The organism is Paenibacillus sp. FSL W8-0439 (assembly GCF_038008995.1).
Lineage (GTDB): Bacteria > Bacillota > Bacilli > Paenibacillales > Paenibacillaceae > Paenibacillus > Paenibacillus polymyxa.
In genome coordinates this window covers 1,859,932-1,880,194 of record NZ_JBBPAK010000001.1, presented here as the reverse complement: position 1 = coordinate 1,880,194, position 20,263 = coordinate 1,859,932, and the positions used below count along the sequence as shown (strand labels likewise).

At 42.1% G+C, this 20,263-nt stretch carries 19 protein-coding genes; 3 read left to right on the top strand and 16 right to left on the bottom strand.

All coding sequences use genetic code 11. The features are described 5' to 3' along the window. Positions 1–41 precede the first annotated feature (41 nt). Entirely contained in the window at positions 42–557 is a 516-nt protein-coding gene (locus MKX36_RS08210; protein WP_340864517.1) for a hypothetical protein, read from the bottom strand. Positions 558–868: 311 nt separating this feature from the next. On the opposite strand from MKX36_RS08210, the gene MKX36_RS08205 reads away from it, so the two are divergent. Beyond that, a complete protein-coding gene (locus tag MKX36_RS08205) occupies positions 869–1,366 on the top strand; it encodes a hypothetical protein (protein WP_126665753.1) in 498 nt (165 codons plus the stop codon). Between the two features lie 198 nt (positions 1,367–1,564). Here the strand turns inward: MKX36_RS08205 and nspC are convergent, their stop codons facing one another. The 7 genes from nspC to MKX36_RS08170 all read right to left on the bottom strand — a co-directional run bounded on the left by nspC (position 1,565) and on the right by MKX36_RS08170 (position 9,328). Continuing rightward, positions 1,565–2,704, bottom strand: a complete 1,140-nt coding sequence (nspC, locus tag MKX36_RS08200) for a carboxynorspermidine decarboxylase (RefSeq protein ID WP_016819677.1) — start codon at positions 2,702–2,704, stop codon at positions 1,565–1,567. An 8-nt stretch (positions 2,705–2,712) separates the two neighbouring features. After that, the gene (locus MKX36_RS08195) at positions 2,713–3,912 is read right to left on the bottom strand and encodes a saccharopine dehydrogenase family protein (protein ID WP_016819676.1); all 1,200 of its coding nucleotides are present in this window, start codon (positions 3,910–3,912) and stop codon (positions 2,713–2,715) included. 316 nt (positions 3,913–4,228) lie between these two features. Beyond that, the gene (locus MKX36_RS08190; RefSeq protein WP_102997806.1) at positions 4,229–4,489 is read right to left on the bottom strand and encodes a bacteriocin immunity protein; all 261 of its coding nucleotides are present in this window, start codon (positions 4,487–4,489) and stop codon (positions 4,229–4,231) included. A 155-nt stretch (positions 4,490–4,644) separates the two neighbouring features. Beyond that, on the bottom strand, positions 4,645–6,525 hold the full coding sequence (gene htpG / locus MKX36_RS08185) for a molecular chaperone HtpG (protein WP_017425881.1): 1,881 nt from the start codon (positions 6,523–6,525) through the stop codon (positions 4,645–4,647). 181 nt (positions 6,526–6,706) lie between these two features. Next, positions 6,707–7,330 (bottom strand): SMI1/KNR4 family protein, encoded by a 624-nt coding sequence (locus MKX36_RS08180; RefSeq protein WP_340864516.1) that lies wholly within the window; start codon positions 7,328–7,330, stop codon positions 6,707–6,709. 155 nt (positions 7,331–7,485) lie between these two features. After that, the gene (locus MKX36_RS08175) at positions 7,486–8,799 is read right to left on the bottom strand and encodes a PQQ-binding-like beta-propeller repeat protein (RefSeq protein ID WP_340864515.1); all 1,314 of its coding nucleotides are present in this window, start codon (positions 8,797–8,799) and stop codon (positions 7,486–7,488) included. A 55-nt stretch (positions 8,800–8,854) separates the two neighbouring features. Beyond that, positions 8,855–9,328: a DUF7716 domain-containing protein gene (locus MKX36_RS08170; protein WP_044785467.1), complete on the bottom strand. Its 474-nt coding sequence runs from the start codon at positions 9,326–9,328 to the stop codon at positions 8,855–8,857. 132 nt (positions 9,329–9,460) lie between these two features. Between MKX36_RS08170 and MKX36_RS08165 the strand changes: the two genes are divergently transcribed. Beyond that, positions 9,461–10,591: a phosphodiester glycosidase family protein gene (locus tag MKX36_RS08165; protein ID WP_340864514.1), complete on the top strand. Its 1,131-nt coding sequence runs from the start codon at positions 9,461–9,463 to the stop codon at positions 10,589–10,591. Between the two features lie 129 nt (positions 10,592–10,720). Here the strand turns inward: MKX36_RS08165 and MKX36_RS08160 are convergent, their stop codons facing one another. Next, positions 10,721–11,167, bottom strand: coding sequence for a DUF6386 family protein (locus tag MKX36_RS08160; RefSeq protein ID WP_340864513.1), 447 nt, complete (start codon positions 11,165–11,167; stop codon positions 10,721–10,723). 229 nt (positions 11,168–11,396) lie between these two features. After that, on the bottom strand, positions 11,397–11,495 hold the full coding sequence (locus MKX36_RS08155) for a hypothetical protein (protein WP_014599622.1): 99 nt from the start codon (positions 11,493–11,495) through the stop codon (positions 11,397–11,399). Between the two features lie 196 nt (positions 11,496–11,691). Here MKX36_RS08155 and MKX36_RS08150 point away from each other — a divergent pair, with 196 nt between their 5' ends. Beyond that, positions 11,692–11,934: a transcriptional regulator gene (locus MKX36_RS08150; RefSeq protein ID WP_340864512.1), complete on the top strand. Its 243-nt coding sequence runs from the start codon at positions 11,692–11,694 to the stop codon at positions 11,932–11,934. Positions 11,935–12,111: 177 nt separating this feature from the next. Here MKX36_RS08150 and MKX36_RS08145 read toward each other — a convergent pair whose 3' ends face one another. From MKX36_RS08145 to MKX36_RS08120, 6 genes are all read right to left on the bottom strand, one after another. Beyond that, positions 12,112–13,857: an ABC transporter ATP-binding protein gene (locus tag MKX36_RS08145; RefSeq protein ID WP_340864511.1), complete on the bottom strand. Its 1,746-nt coding sequence runs from the start codon at positions 13,855–13,857 to the stop codon at positions 12,112–12,114. Between the two features lie 81 nt (positions 13,858–13,938). After that, complete coding sequence (locus MKX36_RS08140) at positions 13,939–14,547, bottom strand: helix-turn-helix transcriptional regulator (protein WP_340864510.1); 609 nt, start codon at positions 14,545–14,547, stop codon at positions 13,939–13,941. Positions 14,548–14,796: 249 nt separating this feature from the next. Then, on the bottom strand, positions 14,797–16,101 hold the full coding sequence (locus MKX36_RS08135; RefSeq protein WP_090887432.1) for a radical SAM/SPASM domain-containing protein: 1,305 nt from the start codon (positions 16,099–16,101) through the stop codon (positions 14,797–14,799). A gap of 440 nt (positions 16,102–16,541) precedes the next feature. Further along, entirely contained in the window at positions 16,542–17,681 is a 1,140-nt protein-coding gene (locus MKX36_RS08130) for a 5-methyltetrahydropteroyltriglutamate--homocysteine S-methyltransferase (protein WP_017425888.1), read from the bottom strand. Positions 17,682–17,805: 124 nt separating this feature from the next. Further along, positions 17,806–18,708, bottom strand: coding sequence for a LysR family transcriptional regulator (locus MKX36_RS08125; protein ID WP_016819664.1), 903 nt, complete (start codon positions 18,706–18,708; stop codon positions 17,806–17,808). A gap of 136 nt (positions 18,709–18,844) precedes the next feature. Then, on the bottom strand, positions 18,845–20,254 hold the full coding sequence (locus MKX36_RS08120) for a glycoside hydrolase family 1 protein (protein ID WP_019686865.1): 1,410 nt from the start codon (positions 20,252–20,254) through the stop codon (positions 18,845–18,847). Between the last annotated feature and the right edge of the window lie 9 nt (positions 20,255–20,263).

Genomic DNA, 20,263 nt, shown 5'->3' with positions numbered 1-20,263 from the left:
CCAACGACAACAGCCTGTCTTTCATTAAGAGAAAGAGGGGGTTAGACCTTGTTTAATTCCATAAGCGTCAGCAACACGTGTTCCAACAACTCTGAAATATCCTCCATCTGCTCTTCGTTAATTTGCCTGGAAAATCGGAGTTCAATCCTGTTTTGGTATGTAGACGTCTTCTCTCCGTAAGTCTGACTTAACGTTTGTACTGGTCGAAGTTCGGGCTTCCAAATGTCGGTCAGTATATTTTCAATCTGGCTGCATTGTGTCTCAATCTCTCGAATCTTCATATCAAAATACAGCAACAAGCTACATCCCGGAGTTTGGTCTTCCATTTCCAAAATTTCTGCAGCCAGGTTGTTTAAATCCATTTTTAGTTGAAGTTCTGCCGTCACACCCGGCTGTTCTCTCAGACTGAACTGTACGCCAAATTCACGCGACATTACCGACATTTCCAATCTATCGATTCGCTGTGTAATGTTAATACGTGAATCCAGATTATCCAGATCGTAAACCGCATTTTCCATAGCCACTTTTAAATTATCAAAAACGGTCGGGTCGAACATGTGCAATTCACCTCTGCCTATCGTTACAATTTATTATCCAAGTCATGCCTAAGTATGTTCCTAATCTAAAGAGTATACCATATATATTTTCCTCCAAGAAACCTAACCTTTAAACAGATCCCTTAGAACAAACTTATAAACATACAAAGTGCAATCTTGTAACAAAATGTTCTATTATATCTATTTTATTGATAAATATTCCTTTTCATCATTCCAATTCCCTGGTTAATGATATACAATAAACTCGAGCGTAATTACTAATATATTCATATAAATGAATATAAATCACAAAAAAGGAAGGAAATTTATCAATGAAAAAAATGTTGTTAACTTCATTAGGCCTGACACTTATGTTAAGTACTTCTGCCAGTGTCGCTTTAGCCGAAGAAGCAAATTCTGTACCAGTAGCAAAGGAATCAACTCTAACCTCTGTACTTGAATATAATGAACAGGAGCCAAATGATAGTTTTGAACAAGCTAACTATTTTTTTATAGGTGATGCTGTCATCGGTACCCTTGGTAAAGAGGTTCAAGGAGGCTGGGAAGCCTACGATGTATTTAAAATTAAGGTTTTTAGATCGAACGAAGTTCAGTTTATAATTGAAGGCGACGAATACCCTGATTCTTGGATGGAACTAACTCTTTACGATAGTAATGGTAAACGAATTAAACGTTCAAAAAACGCCCAATATTCTTTAAATGCTGATCTTGAAAAAGGTAAGGAATACTACCTAGCTGTCGATGTACCAGGACTTCAACCTGGAGGAAAGGTATTCGACTATAAAATCTCTACTGAAGTTATAAGGTAGCCTAAATAAATTTATGTAACTTTCCAAATAGTTAAATTATTATTTACTGCCTGCTGTTGTGTTGGATACATACAAAAGGCGCGTACAAAAATCAAAAAACTCTAACTACACCAAGAGCCTAGCCCTTTTTTTAAGGGGCTAGGCTCTTTTTTAAGATCATGCAATTGGTACACTCTGTTATTTCACATTACCCTTGTCTTACGACAAACGCGAGCTAAAGTCCTCGTAAGAGAACTGACGGATTACCTTGATGCCTTCTTCGTCATTGTAGCTGGCGATGGCTGGCAGGTTGACTCCGTTGAACATGTGGTTTTTGACCATCGTGTAATGGGCCATGTCGCAGAATACAAGCTTGTCTCCCGGCTTCAATGGCTCTTTAAAGGAATAGTCACCAATCACATCTCCAGCCAAGCACGTAAGTCCACCAAGTCTGTAAGTATGTGCATATTCACCAGGCTTGCCTGCGCCAATGATGTTCGGGCGGTAAGGCATAGCCAGTACATCAGGCATATGACATTCAGCCGAAGTATCCAGAATGGCAATGTCCATTCCGTTCTTCATTGTATCCAATACAGTCGCAACCAGATATCCGGTGTTCAAGGCGATGGCTTCGCCTGGCTCAAGATAAACTTGCACACCGTATTTGTCCTGAAAATATTGAATACAGCGTACCAGTGTGTCCAGATCATAGTCTTCTCTGGTAATATGGTGACCGCCGCCGAAATTGAGCCATTTCATTTGCTTAATATATGGCCCAAATTTCTCATCCACGACTTTAATGGTGCGCTCAAGCGTATCAGAATTCTGTTCACACATCGTATGAAAATGAATACCGTCCACGCCATCCAGATCCTCAGGTCTAAAGTTAGCCAGAGTCACACCCATTCTGGAGTTGTTGTAGCAAGGATCATACAGCGGCGTTTCGATTTCCGAATATTCCGGATTTACTCGAATGCCGATGTCGATTTTTTTGGAAGTTACGCCTTGCACTCTGCTTTTGAAGCGTTTCAGTTGATCAAAAGAGTTGAAAACAATATGGTCAACATACTCCAATAGCTCATCAAATTCACTGTCAACATAAGCAGGTGCGTATACGTGAACCTCCTTGTCCATTTTCTCGCGACCGAGTCTTGCCTCGAACAACGAGCTGGAGGTTACGCCTTTTAAGTATTTGCCAACCAGAGGAAAGGTCGAAAACATCGAAAAACCCTTAAGAGCGAGCAGAATACTGCAACCTGTCCGCTCTTGTACAGAATTCAAAACCTCAAGGTTTTTGACAAGAAGTCTTTCGTCAACAAGATAACAAGGTGATGGGAGTCCGGTAATATCAATATTCATCGCAGACCTCAATCAAGCAACGTTGGCGTAAAGTTCTCTTGCCATGGCAATCCGTGTTTATTTAGTGCTTCCATGAATGGATCTGGATCGAATTCCTCAACGTTGTAAACGCCTGGTTTTTTCCAGAGGCCTTTGATAATAAGCATTGCACCGATCATAGCCGGAACACCTGTTGTGTAAGAAATGGCTTGGGAGCCAACCTCTGCATAACATTCTTCATGATCACAAACGTTGTAAACATAATAGGTTTTTGGCTTTCCATCTTTCACGCCTTGGATGATGCAGCCAATGTTTGTTTTGCCTTTTGTTCTTGGTCCCAGAGAAGCCGGGTCCGGTAAAATAGCTTTCAGGAATTGCAGTGGAATGATTTGTTGCCCTTCATAATCAATAGGCTCGATCGAAGTCATGCCCACGTTTTGAAGTACGTTCAAATGATTCAGATAATTGTCCGAGAACGTCATCCAGAAGCGGATTTTTTTCACGCCTTTAATATTCACTGCAAGAGATTCCAGTTCTTCATGGTACAAAAGATATATATTTTTCGGTCCAATTTCAGGCAGGTCGTATACCTTTTTCTCAGAAAGCGGCTCAGTTTCAATCCATTCTCCGTTTTCAAAGTAACGGCCTTTCGCTGTAATTTCACGAATATTGATTTCCGGATTAAAATTAGTTGCAAAAGGATATCCGTGGTCCCCTGCATTCGCATCCACAATATCAATCGTATGAATTTCATCAAAATAGTGCTTTTGAGCATAAGCCGTAAATACTCCAGTCACGCCTGGATCAAAACCGCTGCCCAGCAGAGCTGTAATTCCTGCTTTTTCGAATCTTTCTTTGTAGGCCCATTGCCAGCTGTATTCAAACTTCGGCGTATCCGGCGGTTCATAGTTCGCCGTATCAACGTAATGAACACCTGTCTCAAGGCAAGCATCCATTATCGTCAAATCCTGATAAGGGAGAGCCACATTGATAACTACATCCGGTTGAAAGCTTCGAATCAAGTCAATGACCATGTCGGTGTTGTCAGCATCAAGCTGAGCCGTTTGGATCTTCGTACGACCTCCACCCAGCTTCTCTTTAAGCGCATCGCATTTCTCAACAGTTCTGCTTGCGATACAAATTTCTTCAAATACATCTGGGTTTTGGCAACATTTATGCACCACAACGCTGGCCACGCCACCGGCGCCAATAATCAATGCTTTTCCCAAAATAAATAACCTCCTTATTCCATACGCTAATCGCTATTCATTCTTGCAAACAAAATGATTATAAAGACATCCCACCAAATAATCAAGAAAAACGACAATTTGCTGTGTCAAAATTCACAGAAGCATGTCACAAAAATTTTACAAACCCCAAAATTAGGCATAAATTCTCCGTAAAGCGAGCAAAAAGCAAACATTTCTCCATACATTACAGGGAAGCCAGCACACCTTTAACGGAAGTTTTCTTGAATATGATACTCATAACCTTTAAAAAAATTATATTATCTTATTTTTTAATAAAAGACTACCCCTCCGCATGCTATGAAGAAGATTCATGAGGCGGTACAAAAATGGGCTGATAGCGTAATGCTTCATCTACAATCTCTGCCGCACTCAAATTACGGTCATCCCAGTAGATCAAATTACTAATCCCCGGATGAGGTGTATTTTGCATGACTACGGTAAGCATGCTGTCGATTTCCTCCTCTGTTCCCTCGCCTCTGATGATTTTTTCCACCAACTGTATAAGCTCACTTCGGCTTAAACTTTGGGGGTTCAATGGATCTCGATCCAGACTCATACAATCGCCCTCCTAGGTATTGAATAGTCGGCACAGTGCAAGGCCTTATGCTTCTACTATAAGCGTTATACGGCCTATTATGGAGCTTTAAGAAGTGTCATAATAAATAAAGCCGCCCCCGGTGTGGGAACGGCTCTATATCGTAATAAAGCGTATTAAACCATGATTTTGCAAATATCGTTCGTGAATTCAACCGGATCTTGCAGTGGCAAGCCCTCGATCAGCAAAGCTTGATTGTACAGTAATGCCGTATAGAGGTTCACTTTCTCCTTATCCTCGGCAAAGGCTTCTTTCAAAGAGTTGAACACCGCATGGTTCACGTTGATTTCCAGCACTTTATTTGCTTTGACATCAGCGTTATTCGGCATGGCGTTCAAAATTTTCTCCATCTCAATAGTCACTTCGCCGTCAGCGGACAGACATACCGGATGTGTCTTCAAGCGCTTGGAGGCTTTAACACTGGATACTTTGCCTTCCAGCAAGCCCTTCATGTACTCGAACAACTCCTTGTTGTCGTTTTGTTCCGCTTCAGTTTCTTTCTCATTTTCGTCAGACTCAATGCCCAGATCGCCACTCGATACGGATTTGAATTCTTTCTCTTTATAGCTTAAGAGCATTTTAATAGCGAACTCATCAATATCATCAGTGAAGTACAAAATTTCGTAGCCTTTATCGGCCACCAATTCGGTCTGCGGTAGCTTTTCAATACGCTCATTGGACTCCCCGGAAGCATAATAAATATACTTTTGATCCTCTGGCATACGAGATACATATTCGTCCAAAGTAACCTGCTTTTTCTCTGTAGAAGAGTAGAACATAAGCAGATCCTGAAGGGTTTCTTTATGTCTGCCGTAATCGTTGTACACACCAAATTTCAATTGTCTTCCAAATGATTTGTAGAATTGATCATATTTCTCCCGATCATTTTTGAGCAGAGTCAACAGCTGGCCTTTAATTTTGCTTTCAATATTTTTGGCAATCAGCTTCAACTGACGATCATGCTGCAGCATTTCTCTCGAAATGTTGAGTGACAGGCTTTCGGAGTCAACCATACCTTTTACAAAGCTAAAATAATCCGGCAGCAGGTCAGGAGATTTTTCCATGATTAGCACACCGTTAGCATACAACTCCAGCCCTTTTTCATATTCCTTAGAGTAAAAATCAAACGGAATATTCTCAGGAATAAACAAAATCGCTTGGTACACTACCGCGCCGTCCGCGCTGACATGGATATGCTGGAGCGGCTTGTCGTAGCCATAGCGTTTTTCCGCGTAGAAATTTTGATAATCCTCGTCGGTTAGCTCGCTTTTATTTTTTCTCCAGATGGGCACCATGCTGTTAATACGCTGTTCTTCTTTGTAATCCTCAAACTCGTTATCGCTTCCTTCTTTCAGACGCTTGCCTGTAACATCCATTTTAATCGGGTAGCGGATAAAGTCGGAGTATTTTTTAATAAGCGCTTTTAAACGGTACTCGTCCAAATATTCGTCGTAGGACTCATCCTCGGTGTTTTCCTTGATTTTCAGAACAATCTCGGTTCCGACCTCGTCCTTCTCAGCCACCTCAATGGTATAACCGTCAGCACCTGTAGATTCCCATTTATAAGCAGTATCGCTTCCCAAAGCCTTGGTCGTTACTGTAACTACATCTGCTACCATGAAAGCTGAATAGAAGCCGACGCCGAATTGACCGATAATGTCATGACCATCCTTGGACTCATTTTCATTTTTGAATGCCAGTGAGCCACTTTTAGCAATGACGCCCAGGTTATTTTCCAGTTCTTCCTTGGTCATCCCAATCCCGGTATCACGCAGAGTTAGCGTTCTATGATCCTTATCGGCAATTACTTTAATATAATAATTCTCTTTGTCAAAGACTAATTGATCGTCTGTCAGTGCTTTGTAATAGATTTTGTCAATCGCATCACTTGCGTTGGAGATCAGCTCTCTTAGGAAAATTTCCTTTTGAGTGTAAATCGAGTTAATCATCATTTCGAGCAGACGCTTGGACTCAGCCTGAAACTGTTTTTTCTCCATTCGAATATCTCCTTTCAAATATAAACCTATGTAAGGCCAGCGGATAAGAGCTATGCAAACGATTCAGCTTTGTTAGCACTCCCATCATTCGAGTGCTAGCCTACCTTTTTTATAACATTCCTCATTTTTTATGTCAATATCTTGGTTAATCTGCACAGTAAAATTCCATTTCAGGGAATCGTTAGTGCCCGATTTGCTTAAACATAACGTTAAACATTTCGACAGTGGATGGAAACAGCCCCTGCACATGGGGAAGCAGGTTACTCCTAATCTGTAGCTCATCCTCATCCAAATACCGGAGATCCTCGTGAAAGAACCAGACAATAGGATAATCGCCGTCCTTATGTCTGCTACCTACATTTAAACATACAGGGCCCTGATCGTCTTCTGCAATGGCAAATGGAATATAGCCTGCTGACAGCAAAGGTGACCATTGATCGATCAAATCATAAAATGCCTTTAAGCCTTGACCTGCTGGCAGACGTGGAAACTCTACAAACGTACAATCGCTCCAGTATACTCCCGGAATAGATTCATTATCGAATTGTAAAGATACATAATGGTAGGACATGATAAAATTCCTCAGCAGAAGCGGCAGCTCAAAATGGTATTTTTCTTCCATTTCCCGAACTTCCTGTTCTGTAATCTGTGAAGGAAGGGGCTTCCACTTGATCCATCCCTCCTCATCGACGTTCCCATCACGCATTTCGAACGGTACATTTTCTTCCACATCCATAAAAAAGGCTTCATCCATCTGTGCAAATAACTCCTTCATGGATGTGCGAATATCCGCTTTCTTGTCCATGTCCTCACACCTCTTTCCTTTTTATCGCATTTTGCATCATAGATGTATGCCTCATGCGTCTCTATATGAGAATAGCATTGCAATCATATGCCACTATACTTTTTATGTTCAGCTTATCAGAACTTGCTTTTTTCACCATTTGCGGAATATTAGTATTACCAGCGCAATGGCTCATAGTTACGCCAGAGCAACCAACGCTCTGTCTCGTGAATTGGAGCAGTGCCAATGGTATATTCATCCTTGGTACCATGCTGCAAATCAATTAAATGAAGCATACCGCCATACGTTCCAACCGCCAACATGCCTTCATCAGATGTAACTGCCAGTCCAGATATCGTACTTCCGACAAAATAGCGCCAAAGTTCACGTCCCTCTCGATCCATAAGACGGAGATATCCGTAGGCATCACCTAGAATAGCTCCTTGCGTCAGCGCTACTGCAGCGTATACTCGCATTTCTTCATTTATTATCGGCCATTCTTCCGTATTCTGAGCAAGTCCCTGCTCCACTTCGGCAACCAGCACCTGAATGGTGGCACCGTTGTAGAAATGACAGGCATTGTACCAGACATCCAGATCATCTTTGGAAAATAGAGCATAATGCGGATAGCTGGAGCTCGGCTCCCATGTATGCACCGTCTTATCCGTTAAGTCCATGAGCAAATGCTCACTCATCTGGCTTCCATAAGCGATCCAGCGTCCATCCTTCGACACAGCTCCATGCGCCATATCCGCAATCGTGTCTTCCAGCCCCAATTCTCTTCGTTCAGACGCCTTGGGATGGATCAAATCCACCTGATCACCAGCCAGCAAATAAACACCGTAACCGCAAACCAGCAACAGGCGCTGCCCATCGCTAAACGGAATCACTTCATCTAATATATCCTCAGGGTGTTCCTCATCCGCCAAGCATTCCAAGTCAGGAATAGATGCTTTTAAGCGGACACGTATATCCGTCCATTGAAAATGCGCTGTCTCTTCGCCTTCCAGGTTCTGGTCCGGGTGACGAATAATCCGAATCCCTTGTCCGTCCACCAGCGCAAAATAACTCCCGTCCGGCGAACAACCTACACGATGCGGTCCAGGGATTTGCCTGATTCCATCTTTCCCCGTCACATAGATCTTTCCGCGTTCCCGAGGACTGCCTGCGTGCAGAATAACTTCACTGCCTTCATTCATAAAAGCCATTGGCCTAACGGCTTGCAAAGACTCCTCGAATGCTGGTGTAAGCGGCCAGGATGCAGCCGGAATTTCCCGACGTAACTGCTCTGTTTCCCCTGCCTGATTCGCTTCCTGAATCATACGAAAAATATCTTTGGCCAGCTTAGAGCGTTCGTCCTGCTTTGGCTCTGGTTGCTCCTGCTGCCACTGGCTTTCCATACCGATTCTGACAAATTCGTTCACATCTGCGGCATACCTTTTGCCTTCCTGTCGCCACTGTGCTGCCAATTCATGATTCAACCAGCTCATTCTGCTCCCCCATCCCAGTCGTCTATGTATCCCCGGTTTGTTCTACAGGCTTTATTCATTCTGTTAGGTGGTTTCTCACCTTCGTCAACACAGACCACAGGTCTGTCACTGCTTTTACCTCCTCATAATCCAGGTAGGCATCGTGCTGTTCGTAATATTTGACCGCCACAATCACCATCTGAATCGTCACTGGCTGTCTAGCAGCCTTAAGAACTTCTACAATACTTTCAAAGGTGGCCAGTTCAAACCAAGTTTGAACCTGACGATCTGATATCCATAGGGGAATATACTCGTCCTGTTCGTTGGTTGCGGCTGTACCGTCCTCTGCACATTCCTCCAGCCAATGCTCATCCAAATAATAAATCGGTGTTTGAACAGGGTCCTGATCCCATTGATCCACATTCACATATAACCAGTTATTATGAAGTTGCCCCACGCTGCGCACCAATTCCTGCAATCCTTCAAATACACAATAAGAAGGGCGCTCCCTGCGACGGTAATCCTCAAGTCTTGTCTCATACCTGCTCATCTCCAGCCACCCCGTTCCTGTATCATCCAAACACTCAAAATTCGCGTAACATACATTTATAACTCATAAAACCCGATATAAGTACAAGCACCTCGTCAATAGTTAAGACTACATAAGGAGATTGATCTATTCATGAAAAGAATCACCGCACTTATTATTCTGTCTATGCTCTTACTTGTAACCCCGATCTACGCTGCTGCACCAGCACCTATGCTGGTTTATGTGGATCAGAGTAACCACTCCTTCATCCCGCTTCGCCTCCTAAACAGCTATGAAGGGATCACACTCAACCTGAACCCAGCAGACAAAAAAATAGAAATTGCGCAAGGCAATACCCGGCTTACATTATTTACGGGACAAGCTGCTGCTAAAGTAAATGACCAAACAGTTCGTATGCAAAATGCACCTTTTACCGATAACGGCACTACCTATGTACCCTTACAGTTCATCAGCCAACATCTAAACCTGCAAGTTTTATGGCAAAAAGAAAACTCAGCTGGGCGTATTACACAAGGTACAACGTCTGTTACGCTTCCGGTACTTATCGGCAAGCTACCCGGAAGCACTACCCCCATCACGACAGCTCATAAAAGCTTCAAGGTTGGATCTCGTACCTTTTCCGCTAAGGTGGTCACCATCTCCATGCTCCATCCCAAGGTGAGTTTAGACGTAGCACTGGCGGGCGATACCATTGGTAAAGTGGAGAACTTAAGCAGTCTCGCCAAACGCAATCAAGCGGTTGTAGCCATTAATGGCACATTTTTTGACGCCTATACCAAAAGCTCCTACAAAACGCCTTACGGCTATTTGGTCAGCCATGGCAAGATGTTGAAAAAAAGCTCCGGCGATCAACGCACTGTCTTCACCTACGATGCTAACCATTTAGCCGAGCTCGTGTCGGGCTCTGCCTTTGAACAACGGTTAACCCAAGGCAGCGTCGAAGGTGCTCTTCAAGCTGGACCTCGTCTGGTCACGAACGGCCAGGTTTCCCTGAATGTCAAAGCCGAAGGCTTCAAGGACCCTAAAATATTAACAGGCGGCGGCGCCCGCAGCGCACTTGGGATTACTAGGGATCATAAGCTGATCCTCCTGACCACAAGCGGAGCGACTATTCCACAGCTCGCCCAAATGATGAAGCAGGCTGGTGCTTATCAGGCTATGAATCTGGACGGCGGTGCTTCCAGCGGACTGTACTACAACGGCTCTTACCTCACCACACCCGGCCGCCAAATCAGCAACGCCATTATTGTAAAGTATCAATAGACGAATAAAGCGCTGTTCTCACGGATATGCAAGCCGTGGGGATAGCCTTTTCCTTTTTCCCAGTCTCGGTTAATCGGCTTCCACCTGTTCGAGTAGCTTGTCTGATCCGTTACGGGTTGATCCTGCAACCTACAATCGAATCAGACTGGTAAAGCTGTTGCTGCCTTCGCTTCCTTTTTTTAAAGAAAGGTATATACGGTTATTTTCTCTGCTAGCCAAGCATTCATAAAGTCCGGGTTGCACAGACAGGAATGACCCTCCCCATACACAATCAGGTTCCAACTCACCACCTGTGGCTTCCTCTCCTGCACCAATAAATATGTTTCCTGAGGGTACCTTCAAAAACAGCCGCACCGTCGGCTGCTCGATATGATCTGCTATCACAACCTCATACGTCCCGTCCGCTCCCAGATTCAAAAAAGCAGCGTTTCCCGCATTCAACTCCCCCAGCTCGTCCTCTTCGATGGACCACCAATCAGGCTCATCGTTCAAGCGATGCTTCAGAGCTTGCGTATCAAATAGGCAAAGAGTCGCCGTGTCTGTCGTAAATTGAAATGGATTGATTGCCATGTTCATCATGCGATCCTCCTGATAATAGCCAGCGAATTTCCGTTTTCTCACGTCTTCCGCTATCCAAATTGCTATACACTTGAGGGAAATTATCCCTGTATGTAAAGTATAACAATGCTTGCAGGGCCAGACAACATAATAGCACTACCATCCATTCTGCATTAAAAAAGCCCTCCCTCACGCTGTCGTGAAAAAAGGGCCGCTTTGTGAATTTTTAGGAAATCTGAACCTGCTGTTAGATCAGAAAAGATTTGGTGATAATCACCAGCAAAATGAACAATACCAAAATCGCGCCTGTGGATGTCCATGCTCCACCGTAACCTACTTCACCCATATCTAAATCCCTCCTTGCGTTAAAGCTTACTCTTATCGTATGTAGAAAAGCGGATAACGACCGGGCGAATCGGCAAATTTATTTGCCATGGACCAATGTTTTCATTTAGATTTCTTGTCTTCACTTTTAAAATAGTAAGGTGTAGACGATGGAAGACAAAGAAGTTCTCAAACTAGTGGGTGCCAGAATATAGGCTTTGCGAAAAGAAAAAGGATTGTCTCAGGAGTCGCTTGGAGAAAAAAACGTATCTTTAATAAACATAACTAAAATTGCTGATGCACTGGATGTTAGTTTGATTCAGCTGTTCGCTTATGTAAATGAGGATATTAAGGTTACGAAGCATGAAGAGGGTATACAAGAAATCGTAAATATACTTCAAAAATCGAGTCCAGAGAAAGTACGCTTGGCGAGGAATGTGATACGGGAGATTACAAATTAAAAGAATTTTCAAATTTATGAAAATCAAATAAGCCCACCTGTTTCTTCAATGCAGGTGGGTTTTCGACTATGGATCTCTCCACACTCCAATATGATGAGAGACCGAATATTACTACCACGCACTCCACATGTGTTAAGACGGAGAAAGGGCTATAATGATGTTACCTAAAAATTGTATTCAGACATTACTTTGACTATGAGCCAAGCTTAAATCTTTAAATTCTCCTGTCATCTCCGCCTCTCCTGTTCTTGCATACATAGTGTAGAAACGTTCCTTCTTTTCCAAGAGTTCTTTAAATGTTCCTTGCTCGACAATAGTTCCATTGTCAAACATATAGATGAGATCATACTGTTCCAATATGTATTTTGACAATCTATGGGTCACAATGACACAAAGTGTGTTTTCCAAATTTATTACCATTTCTTCAATCTCATATGCCGTCTCGGCATCAAGCGCAGATGTTGGCTCATCCATTAGCACCAGAGGCGCATGACGCATCAATGTTCTGGCAATAGCTATTCTTTGCTTTTCTCCCCCAGATAGTACACTTCCGTTTTCTCCTACTTGTGTATCAACTCCTTTCGGAAGTCTAGTAATAAGCGCATTCAAACCAGATTGAAAGATGACATCATCCATTTCGTTTTCTTCATAAGGTTCATACAATGTAATATTATCTTGTATACTTGCGTCGAATAGGAAAACATCCTGCTGTAATACCGATTGTAGTCGACACCAATTTTCAGCAGATACTTCTTTTAAATTTACATCATCCACACTAATTGTACCCTCGTATGTCTCGTACTGCTTCATAAGGAGCTTAAGTATCGTTGATTTTCCCGACCCGCTCGTTCCTACCAAAGCATACTTCTTGCCTTTCTCTAGTCGCATATTTAAATGATGAAGATCATGCCCCTCTTTATTATACCCGAAGGATACGTCTCTAAATAAAATTTCATTTTCAATTGTTGCCTTACGGATATATTTCGTGTCGTGAGTTTCTGTTTGCAATATATCCATAATTTTCGTTGAAATGTCACGTAATGAGCGGATTTGAGCAATATACTGAATACTCATCTGAATTGGATTTACTACACTATTAGTTAATTGGACACAAGCAATCATCGTCCCCAGTGTGATAGAATTTTGTATGGTGAGAAAACTCCCGATAATAAATACTGAAATAAACATAAATCCGCCGAACAAATCGCTGAGAGAGTTAACCCCGGCGCTCAATTTAGCAAACTTATATTTGTTGTTTTCTACTTCTGTATTGATAACATCATATTGTCCAATCATATGTTTTTCAATGCCAAAACTTTTAACGATTGCAAATCCGGAGTACATGTCATTCATCTTAACTGTGAATTTTCCCAGAGAGTCTACGACTTTGCTTTTTCCATGTATCAGTTTTTGCTCAAAAAGGCGTGGTATGAACATGGATAAAAAGGTAAGTAACAGTAGCGCTACCATGATAGTAGGACTAAGGAGAAATAACGCAATTAAAGAAGCTGTAAATGAAATGACGATACCAATGAAATTAAATATATTTTTAAAATAATCATCTTCAATAATCTTGAGATCATTATTAAAGAGAGATATGTATTGGGCACTATTACGCGCAGAAAACTGCATCAAACTTTTTCCAATTATATGACAAAAAACTACCTCCTTTAAATAAATCATTGTCTTTCTGATATAAGAAGAATATGTTAATAACGCAAAAAATCTAAATGCAGTGCTTGCAATAATAAAACCAACAGCCCATAATACCTTTACTGCAAAGCCCCGTCCTTGTCCTGACGTAGCAACATCTACTAGCCCCCTAGATATAAATGCCATATACATATTTGTCAAACTTGATACTATAATTAATAGAATGAGTAATATTAATTGACTTTTATATTTCAGCACAAATAATTTCATTCTATAACCCCCATCCATATGATTAACTCTTCGCTATACTCAGTGGCTAAAGGTGCTTTTAGTAGGCGACAAAGCGGTTTTCTATACATTAATGATTCCTCTATCCTTAGCTGCAATAACTGCCTCACATCTAGAACTAACTTTGAATTTATTGTATATATTTGTTAGATAATATTCGATTGTTCTCTGGCTTACGCAAAAAATTGTGGCAAGCTCCTTGTTGCTTTTTCCCTCTGCAATCCATTCTAAAATCGAGCGTTCCTTCCTATTAAGCAGCACATAATCCTTCATTCCTTCCCGATGGTGCAATTGATGAAGTAAATGTACTGGAAGAACTGCCATTCCATTCAGTACGGAATGGACAGCTCTAAGTATCTGTTCGGGTGATGATTCTTGTTTTAATATTGCTGTGACGCCATTATGTAAAAGTCTGTCTAATGCTGGATAACCATTAATTATTCCGATATATAATATAGGAATTTGAGGGAGCAACTGAATGCATTTCACCTCTTCAGACAGCGATTTGTGCCCGATGTAAATAAAAAGATCAATGCTATGTACTTTAAGCTTTTCGAGCGCCTGTGCAATAGAATGTACAAGCATTACATCCACTTGGCCCTCATTTTCAATCCATGTTTGAATAGACTCTCCTGAACAGCGTACATGATCTATAATTAATATGGTATTCATATTCTAACCCCCATATTTTATACATCTTTAAGCGTGACTCGATAGAGAAAGATAACCGTCTGTCCAATAACTGAACAGACGGCGACGAAGTATAATGATGCCTTAAAAGTGGAGCACACAACCATTACTGTTACGTACAAGACACCAGTTAGGCTCAACAGAGTTTTGAACAGCTTGAGGTTCAACAATCCAACGCATTTTTCTCACCTCCTTTCATAAGAATAGAAGTGATGCCTATAAAGTTAGCGTTTACATACTAAGTTGTTGAAAATTAAATTCCAACATCTCCTTTAGATTATATTTGTATTCACAGCAGATCGGCTGTTTGTCTGCACTCTCAAACGATTGCTGTGCACATCCCCCGCCACATAAAGGTAGAACAGAACAATTTCGACATTTGGGAACAGTATAAGGAGAAAACCCCATCCATTTTCCGTCATCTCCTTTTGTGTTGGTGAAGTCACTTATGTGCCCAATTACGTGATTAGGATTCCCTACAGTGTCCCAACACTTCTGTATCCAACCATCCGGCTGTATAACCATCGTATTCTTTGAAATTGCAGCACAAATCACTGGTTCATATTTAGGATAGTAGGATATGTGAAGACCATTTTTCAACGCCTTACTATACAATTCCAAAATAATTCTCGAAAATTCCTTATTCGCAAAACAACCACCACTACTTGAACATCCTCCTGTATCGTAGTCCGTCGTAGGAGAGAAATAAATATCCATCTTGTGCTTAAAATCTTGTTTTCCCAAGTACTCTATATATTCGTCAAATGACTCTACATTACTATGGTCTACGTTAGAACGTACAGTTATGTGAATTAGATCACATGAATCTCTAATATTATTTATTATTTGATCAAATGTTCCTTGCTGGTTAGCTAATACTCTCCGTTGATCGTGATTTTTTTGGCTACCATCCAGAGTAATTTGAATTTTTCTCAAACCCAGGTCCTTTAATACTTGAGCTCGTTTCCTCGTCAGCAAATATCCATTACTCACCATGTTATGCACGATTTCAACTTGGTTTTCTATTGCCAATTCGTTCATTTTTTCCATCATTGCTGTTACCTTTTTAAATTCAAGCAATGGTTCTCCGCCTGTCCAATTCACAGAAACATGTTTTAAATGTGAAGCCTCCATGGATTGTTGTACATATAAAAGGATGTCCTTCTGTATTTTATCTGTAAAAGCATGATTACCTGATTTCTCGGTTAGCTTCTCATAACAGTAATAGCATCTAAAGTTACAATTAAATGTAGGAAGAATCGTTAGACTTAACCTGTCTTCCTGGTTTCGGATCGCAGTGAAACGCTGTTCCATTTGTTCTAATTCATTGATTGGTTCTTGGTATACAAACTGTCCCCGAATCAAATGATCAATTTCTTCACATTTTGCAAGGTAAGATACATCATTTGTAATGAAGGCATTGTACAATTCTTTTTGAATCTCACCGAAACCATTAGATAGACTATTGTATATTAAATAAATCTCCCTACCATCTTGCTCTAGATTTAAATATTCATTGTAAAAAGAAATTTGCATGCCCACCCCACCTATCTTTATTGGCTGCCCATGTTTTAACTTAATATATTCACTCTACCATTTAAACCCATAATAGTCACCGTAAAATCACCGCAAATTGGGGCAATTTCTAGTTTTTCCAACACTAAAACAATAACTTGCTATCCCTTCCCATCAGATTTAACATACACACATTCAATCAACACGTCATTAATTTCCGTTTGCGCTCATTCTCCTGCTCCATTGTCAGCTTATGCTGTGCGCAACTCGTCAGTTTTATAGAAATTCTATAAGGATTTTGTCTTTCTAATGTGGTGGTGATTAAAACGTTTGGATTATTACTAGTGAATAGTGCATATTTTATAGGTGCTGTAGGTAGGTTTCCAAATAAAAAACACGCCCTCAAATGGCGTGTTTTAGTAATTAGATTCTTTCCAATTCAATTCCTCTAAACTAAACCCTTACTTCCAAATTTCGTCCGCAATCTCTTTTATGAAAGCAAGCTTTTTCCATTGCTGCTCTTCGGTCAGAATATTACCTTCTTCTGTCGAAGCAAAGCCGCATTGTGGGCTGAGGCAGATGTGGTTAATGTCCACGAATTGAGTCGCTTCCTTAATGCGGTTAATGACCGTCTGTTTGTCTTCCAGTTCACCTGTTTTGGAGGAAACGAGGCCCAGTACGACCTGTTTTTCATCTTTCAGATGCTTAAGCGGGGTGAAATCACCCGCACGGTCGGTATCGAATTCGAGATAGTAGCCGTCGATGTTATCGATGCCGAACAGGGTTTCGGCTACAGGCTCATAGCCGCCTGAAGATGCCCAGGTGGAATGGTAGTTACCACGGCATACGTGGGTTGTAACGACCAAATCGGCTGGAAGATCCTTCACGGCTTCCTGATTCACGCGAGCGAATAGCTTTTTGGTATCTTCCACATTTTCACCCGCATGCTGTCTAGCTTGCCAATAGTTTTTATCACAGAGCATGCCCCATGTGCAATCATCCAGTTGCAGGCTGCGGCAGCCTTCATTATACAGCGCTTGGATCACAGATTTGTAGGCTTTGGCAATGTCCGTCACCAGTTCATCCAGATTGCTGTAATACGTATCGGTTGTTTCTTTATTTTCTCCGCGCAGCAGCTCAGCCAGGAACTGCGCAGGTGCCGGAATCGTTTGGCGGGCGATAGCATCCTCTCCTGCGACTTGCTTCAGGAATTTGAAATCTTCAATGAAAGGATGATGAGAATGTCCGATTTTACCGGACAAGCGTGCGGTTTCCGCTCTTGTTTCCACACCTTGGAATTGGTAGCCGTTTGCAAGCTGTACCTTTTCCACGCCGTCCAGTCCCCACATAAAATCAAGATGCCACCAGGACCGTCTGAATTCACCATCCGTCACAGCTTGAAGTCCTACGGATTTTTGCTTTTCGACCAGCTTGATAATTTCTTCATCTTCAATCTTTCTCAGCTCGTCCGCAGAGATTTCATTATTTTGAAATTGAGTTCTGGCGTCTTTGATCGCTTGCGGGCGCAAAAAGCTGCCGACCATGTCATGTCTGAAAGGGGTCACTTTACGTTGGGATGCATTGTCAAGGATGCTGCTCATTAGGGTTATCTCCTTTTTCGCTTCAGTAGTGAAGTTGTTGTAAGAAAGATAACATACATTCTCAGCTATAAGGTAACTCCAATAAACTATAGCTAGTTATAGCCTAAGGCTATATCAAACTTTTTTATTCCCCTATCGCCTCATGCAACGCTTCTACATAGACAGTAGCCAGCTTGGAGAGCGCGACGTTTTTATGGCAAATCCATCCTACATTAATAGACTCATCACACTCCAGAGGGACGGAAATTATCTCGTTACCGTTCAGATCCGCACTAATTACCCCAGTAGAAATGGTATAACCGTTCAAGCCAATAAGCAGATTAAAAAGGGTCGCCCGGTCATTAACATGAATGCTTTTGGGATGCGACAACGTACTCAGAATTTCCTCGGAGAAGTGAAAGGAATTGTACTCCCCTTGCTCAAAGGACAGGTATGGATAAGGATGAAGCTGGTCAATGGTCACGCTAGACTGCCGGGATAGCGGATTATTGGCACTGATAAAAATGTGCGGCTTGGCCGTAAACAGGCTGTTGAATTGCAGATTTGCATCTTTTAGCAGCTTGTTGATGACCTTAGCGTTAAATTCGTTCAGATACAGGATTCCGATCTCACTGCGCAGGCTTTTGACATCCTGTATGATTTCATGGGTTTTGGTCTCCCGCAAAGCCAGTTCATATTCATCCTGTCCATATTGATTCACCAGATTTACGAATGCATTTACTGCAAAAGCATAATGCTGCGTGGACACAGCAAAATGCTGTGGTGAAGGCTTGGCATCCAGATAGCGATTTTCCAGCAGCTCCGCCTGCTCAACGACCTGACGTGCATAACCGAGGAATTCCACGCCTTCTTTGGACAAAGAAATGCCTTTATTGGTACGCTCAAAAATAGTGATATGAATTTCTTCCTCCAGATCGCGAATCGCGTTCGACAGACTGGGCTGGGAAATGAACAACCGCTTCGCCGCCTCATTCATGGAGCCACGATTGGTAACCTCGATGACATATTTTAATTGTTGTAAGGTCAATGCATGATGTCCTTTCCGTTTGTGTTTCTTCTATTATATAATACATAATCACGCTTCTGGGCAAAGGGATAATAGAAACACCTCCTCAAAATGGTAACATCCATTTCAAGGAGGTGCTTTTGCACGGTTGTATTAATTAACGGACTTCACCGTTTGTAGCGATCAGCTTTTGATACCAGTAGAAGCTTTGTTTACGAATGCGGCGCAGATCTTTGAGATCAAATTCCTCACGATCCACATAGATGAATCCGTAACGCTTACTGGAGCCCTGGTGGGTACTCACAAGATCAATCGCAGACCACGGACAGAAGCCGAATACGTCTACGCCGTCTGTAATAGCCAATTGAATCTGCTCGATATGCTTGTTGAAGAAGTCAATACGATAAGGATCGTTTACTACATCCCCTTCTTCCAGCTTGTCAAAAGCGCCCAAGCCGTTCTCTGTCACGATTAAGGGCAAGTGGTAGCGAGAATATATTTGACGTAATGTACTTCTAAAACCGACCGGATCAATCTCCCAGCCAAACTCTGTCTTTTGCAGGTTGGGGTTCACAGAGCCCCGGTATGCTCCGGGTTCACCCACAATTTCATGCTGATCGCCTGTATGTGAAAAATCATTTCCATCATCCAAACTTTCCCCTACAGTTTGGGAGGTATAGTAGTTAAAGGCGATAAAATCTGGATTTCCTTTCGCTAATATATCCATATCCCCTTCTTCAATAACAGGCTCATAGCCCTTCTCGACCAAATAGCTCCAGGCAATGTGGTTGTAGCGGCCAAATACAGCCATATCCAGGTAGAGCCAGTTGCGAATAGCTGCATAGTTGTCAGCTGCCAGCGTATCTTCCGGTTTGGAACTAGCTGGATAAATGACCCCAATATTCGGTGCTGGTCCAATTTTCGCATTAGGTAGCATGTCATGGCACAATACCATTGCCTTCGCCTGCGCAACTAACATATGATGATTTTGTTGATACAGTACCTTTTGTGGATTTTCCAGACTTGTATCCAATGTACCAATAGAACCAGGATGGAGAATCAGCATGTTTTGTTCGTTAATGGTTAGCCAGTATTTGACTCTGTCCCCAAAGTTCTCAAACAACGTTTTGGCATACTGCTCGAAGGCATCAATCGTTTCCCTTTTGGACCATCCGCCTTGTTGTTCAAGCGCATAGGGCAGATCAAAGTGATACATAGTAACAATGGGCTCAATACCATATTTAATTAATTCGTCAATCAATGAGCTGTAAAATGCAATTCCCTTCGGATTGACTTCACCCGCGCCTTGTGGATAGATGCGTGTCCAAGCGATCGAGAAGCGGTACGCCTTAAAGCCCATTTCAGCCATCAGAGCTACGTCCTCTTTGAACATATGGTAATGATCACTGGTTACCTTAAAATCAGTGACTCCTTCGACGTGGTTAGCCATGTCAATGACAGAGGGTCCTTTTCCATCTTCGTCCCATGCACCCTCTACTTGATAGGCGGAAGTAGAACCTCCCCAGAAGAAGTTTTCAGGAAATGCCTTCAATTGATTATGTTTCATGCTATAGTC

Bases quoted from the DNA above. Each gene is read 5' to 3' on its own strand.
- MKX36_RS08145 (WP_340864511.1), bottom strand. From the start codon at position 13,857: ATGAAATTATTTGTGCTGAAATATAAAAGTCAATTAATATTACTCATT.
- MKX36_RS08170 (WP_044785467.1), bottom strand. From the start codon at position 9,328: ATGAGCAGGTATGAGACAAGACTTGAGGATTACCGTCGCAGGGAGCGC.
- MKX36_RS08205 (WP_126665753.1), top strand. From the start codon at position 869: ATGAAAAAAATGTTGTTAACTTCATTAGGCCTGACACTTATGTTAAGT.
- MKX36_RS08135 (WP_090887432.1), bottom strand. From the start codon at position 16,101: ATGCAAATTTCTTTTTACAATGAATATTTAAATCTAGAGCAAGATGGT.
- MKX36_RS08160 (WP_340864513.1), bottom strand. From the start codon at position 11,167: ATGAACATGGCAATCAATCCATTTCAATTTACGACAGACACGGCGACT.
- htpG (WP_017425881.1), bottom strand. From the start codon at position 6,525: ATGGAGAAAAAACAGTTTCAGGCTGAGTCCAAGCGTCTGCTCGAAATG.
- MKX36_RS08130 (WP_017425888.1), bottom strand. From the start codon at position 17,681: ATGAGCAGCATCCTTGACAATGCATCCCAACGTAAAGTGACCCCTTTC.
- nspC (WP_016819677.1), bottom strand. From the start codon at position 2,704: ATGAATATTGATATTACCGGACTCCCATCACCTTGTTATCTTGTTGAC.
- MKX36_RS08175 (WP_340864515.1), bottom strand. From the start codon at position 8,799: ATGAGCTGGTTGAATCATGAATTGGCAGCACAGTGGCGACAGGAAGGC.
- MKX36_RS08140 (WP_340864510.1), bottom strand. From the start codon at position 14,547: ATGAATACCATATTAATTATAGATCATGTACGCTGTTCAGGAGAGTCT.
- MKX36_RS08165 (WP_340864514.1), top strand. From the start codon at position 9,461: ATGAAAAGAATCACCGCACTTATTATTCTGTCTATGCTCTTACTTGTA.
- MKX36_RS08190 (WP_102997806.1), bottom strand. From the start codon at position 4,489: ATGAGTCTGGATCGAGATCCATTGAACCCCCAAAGTTTAAGCCGAAGT.
- MKX36_RS08180 (WP_340864516.1), bottom strand. From the start codon at position 7,330: ATGGACAAGAAAGCGGATATTCGCACATCCATGAAGGAGTTATTTGCA.
- MKX36_RS08155 (WP_014599622.1), bottom strand. From the start codon at position 11,495: ATGGGTGAAGTAGGTTACGGTGGAGCATGGACATCCACAGGCGCGATT.
- MKX36_RS08120 (WP_019686865.1), bottom strand. From the start codon at position 20,254: ATGAAACATAATCAATTGAAGGCATTTCCTGAAAACTTCTTCTGGGGA.
- MKX36_RS08210 (WP_340864517.1), bottom strand. From the start codon at position 557: ATGTTCGACCCGACCGTTTTTGATAATTTAAAAGTGGCTATGGAAAAT.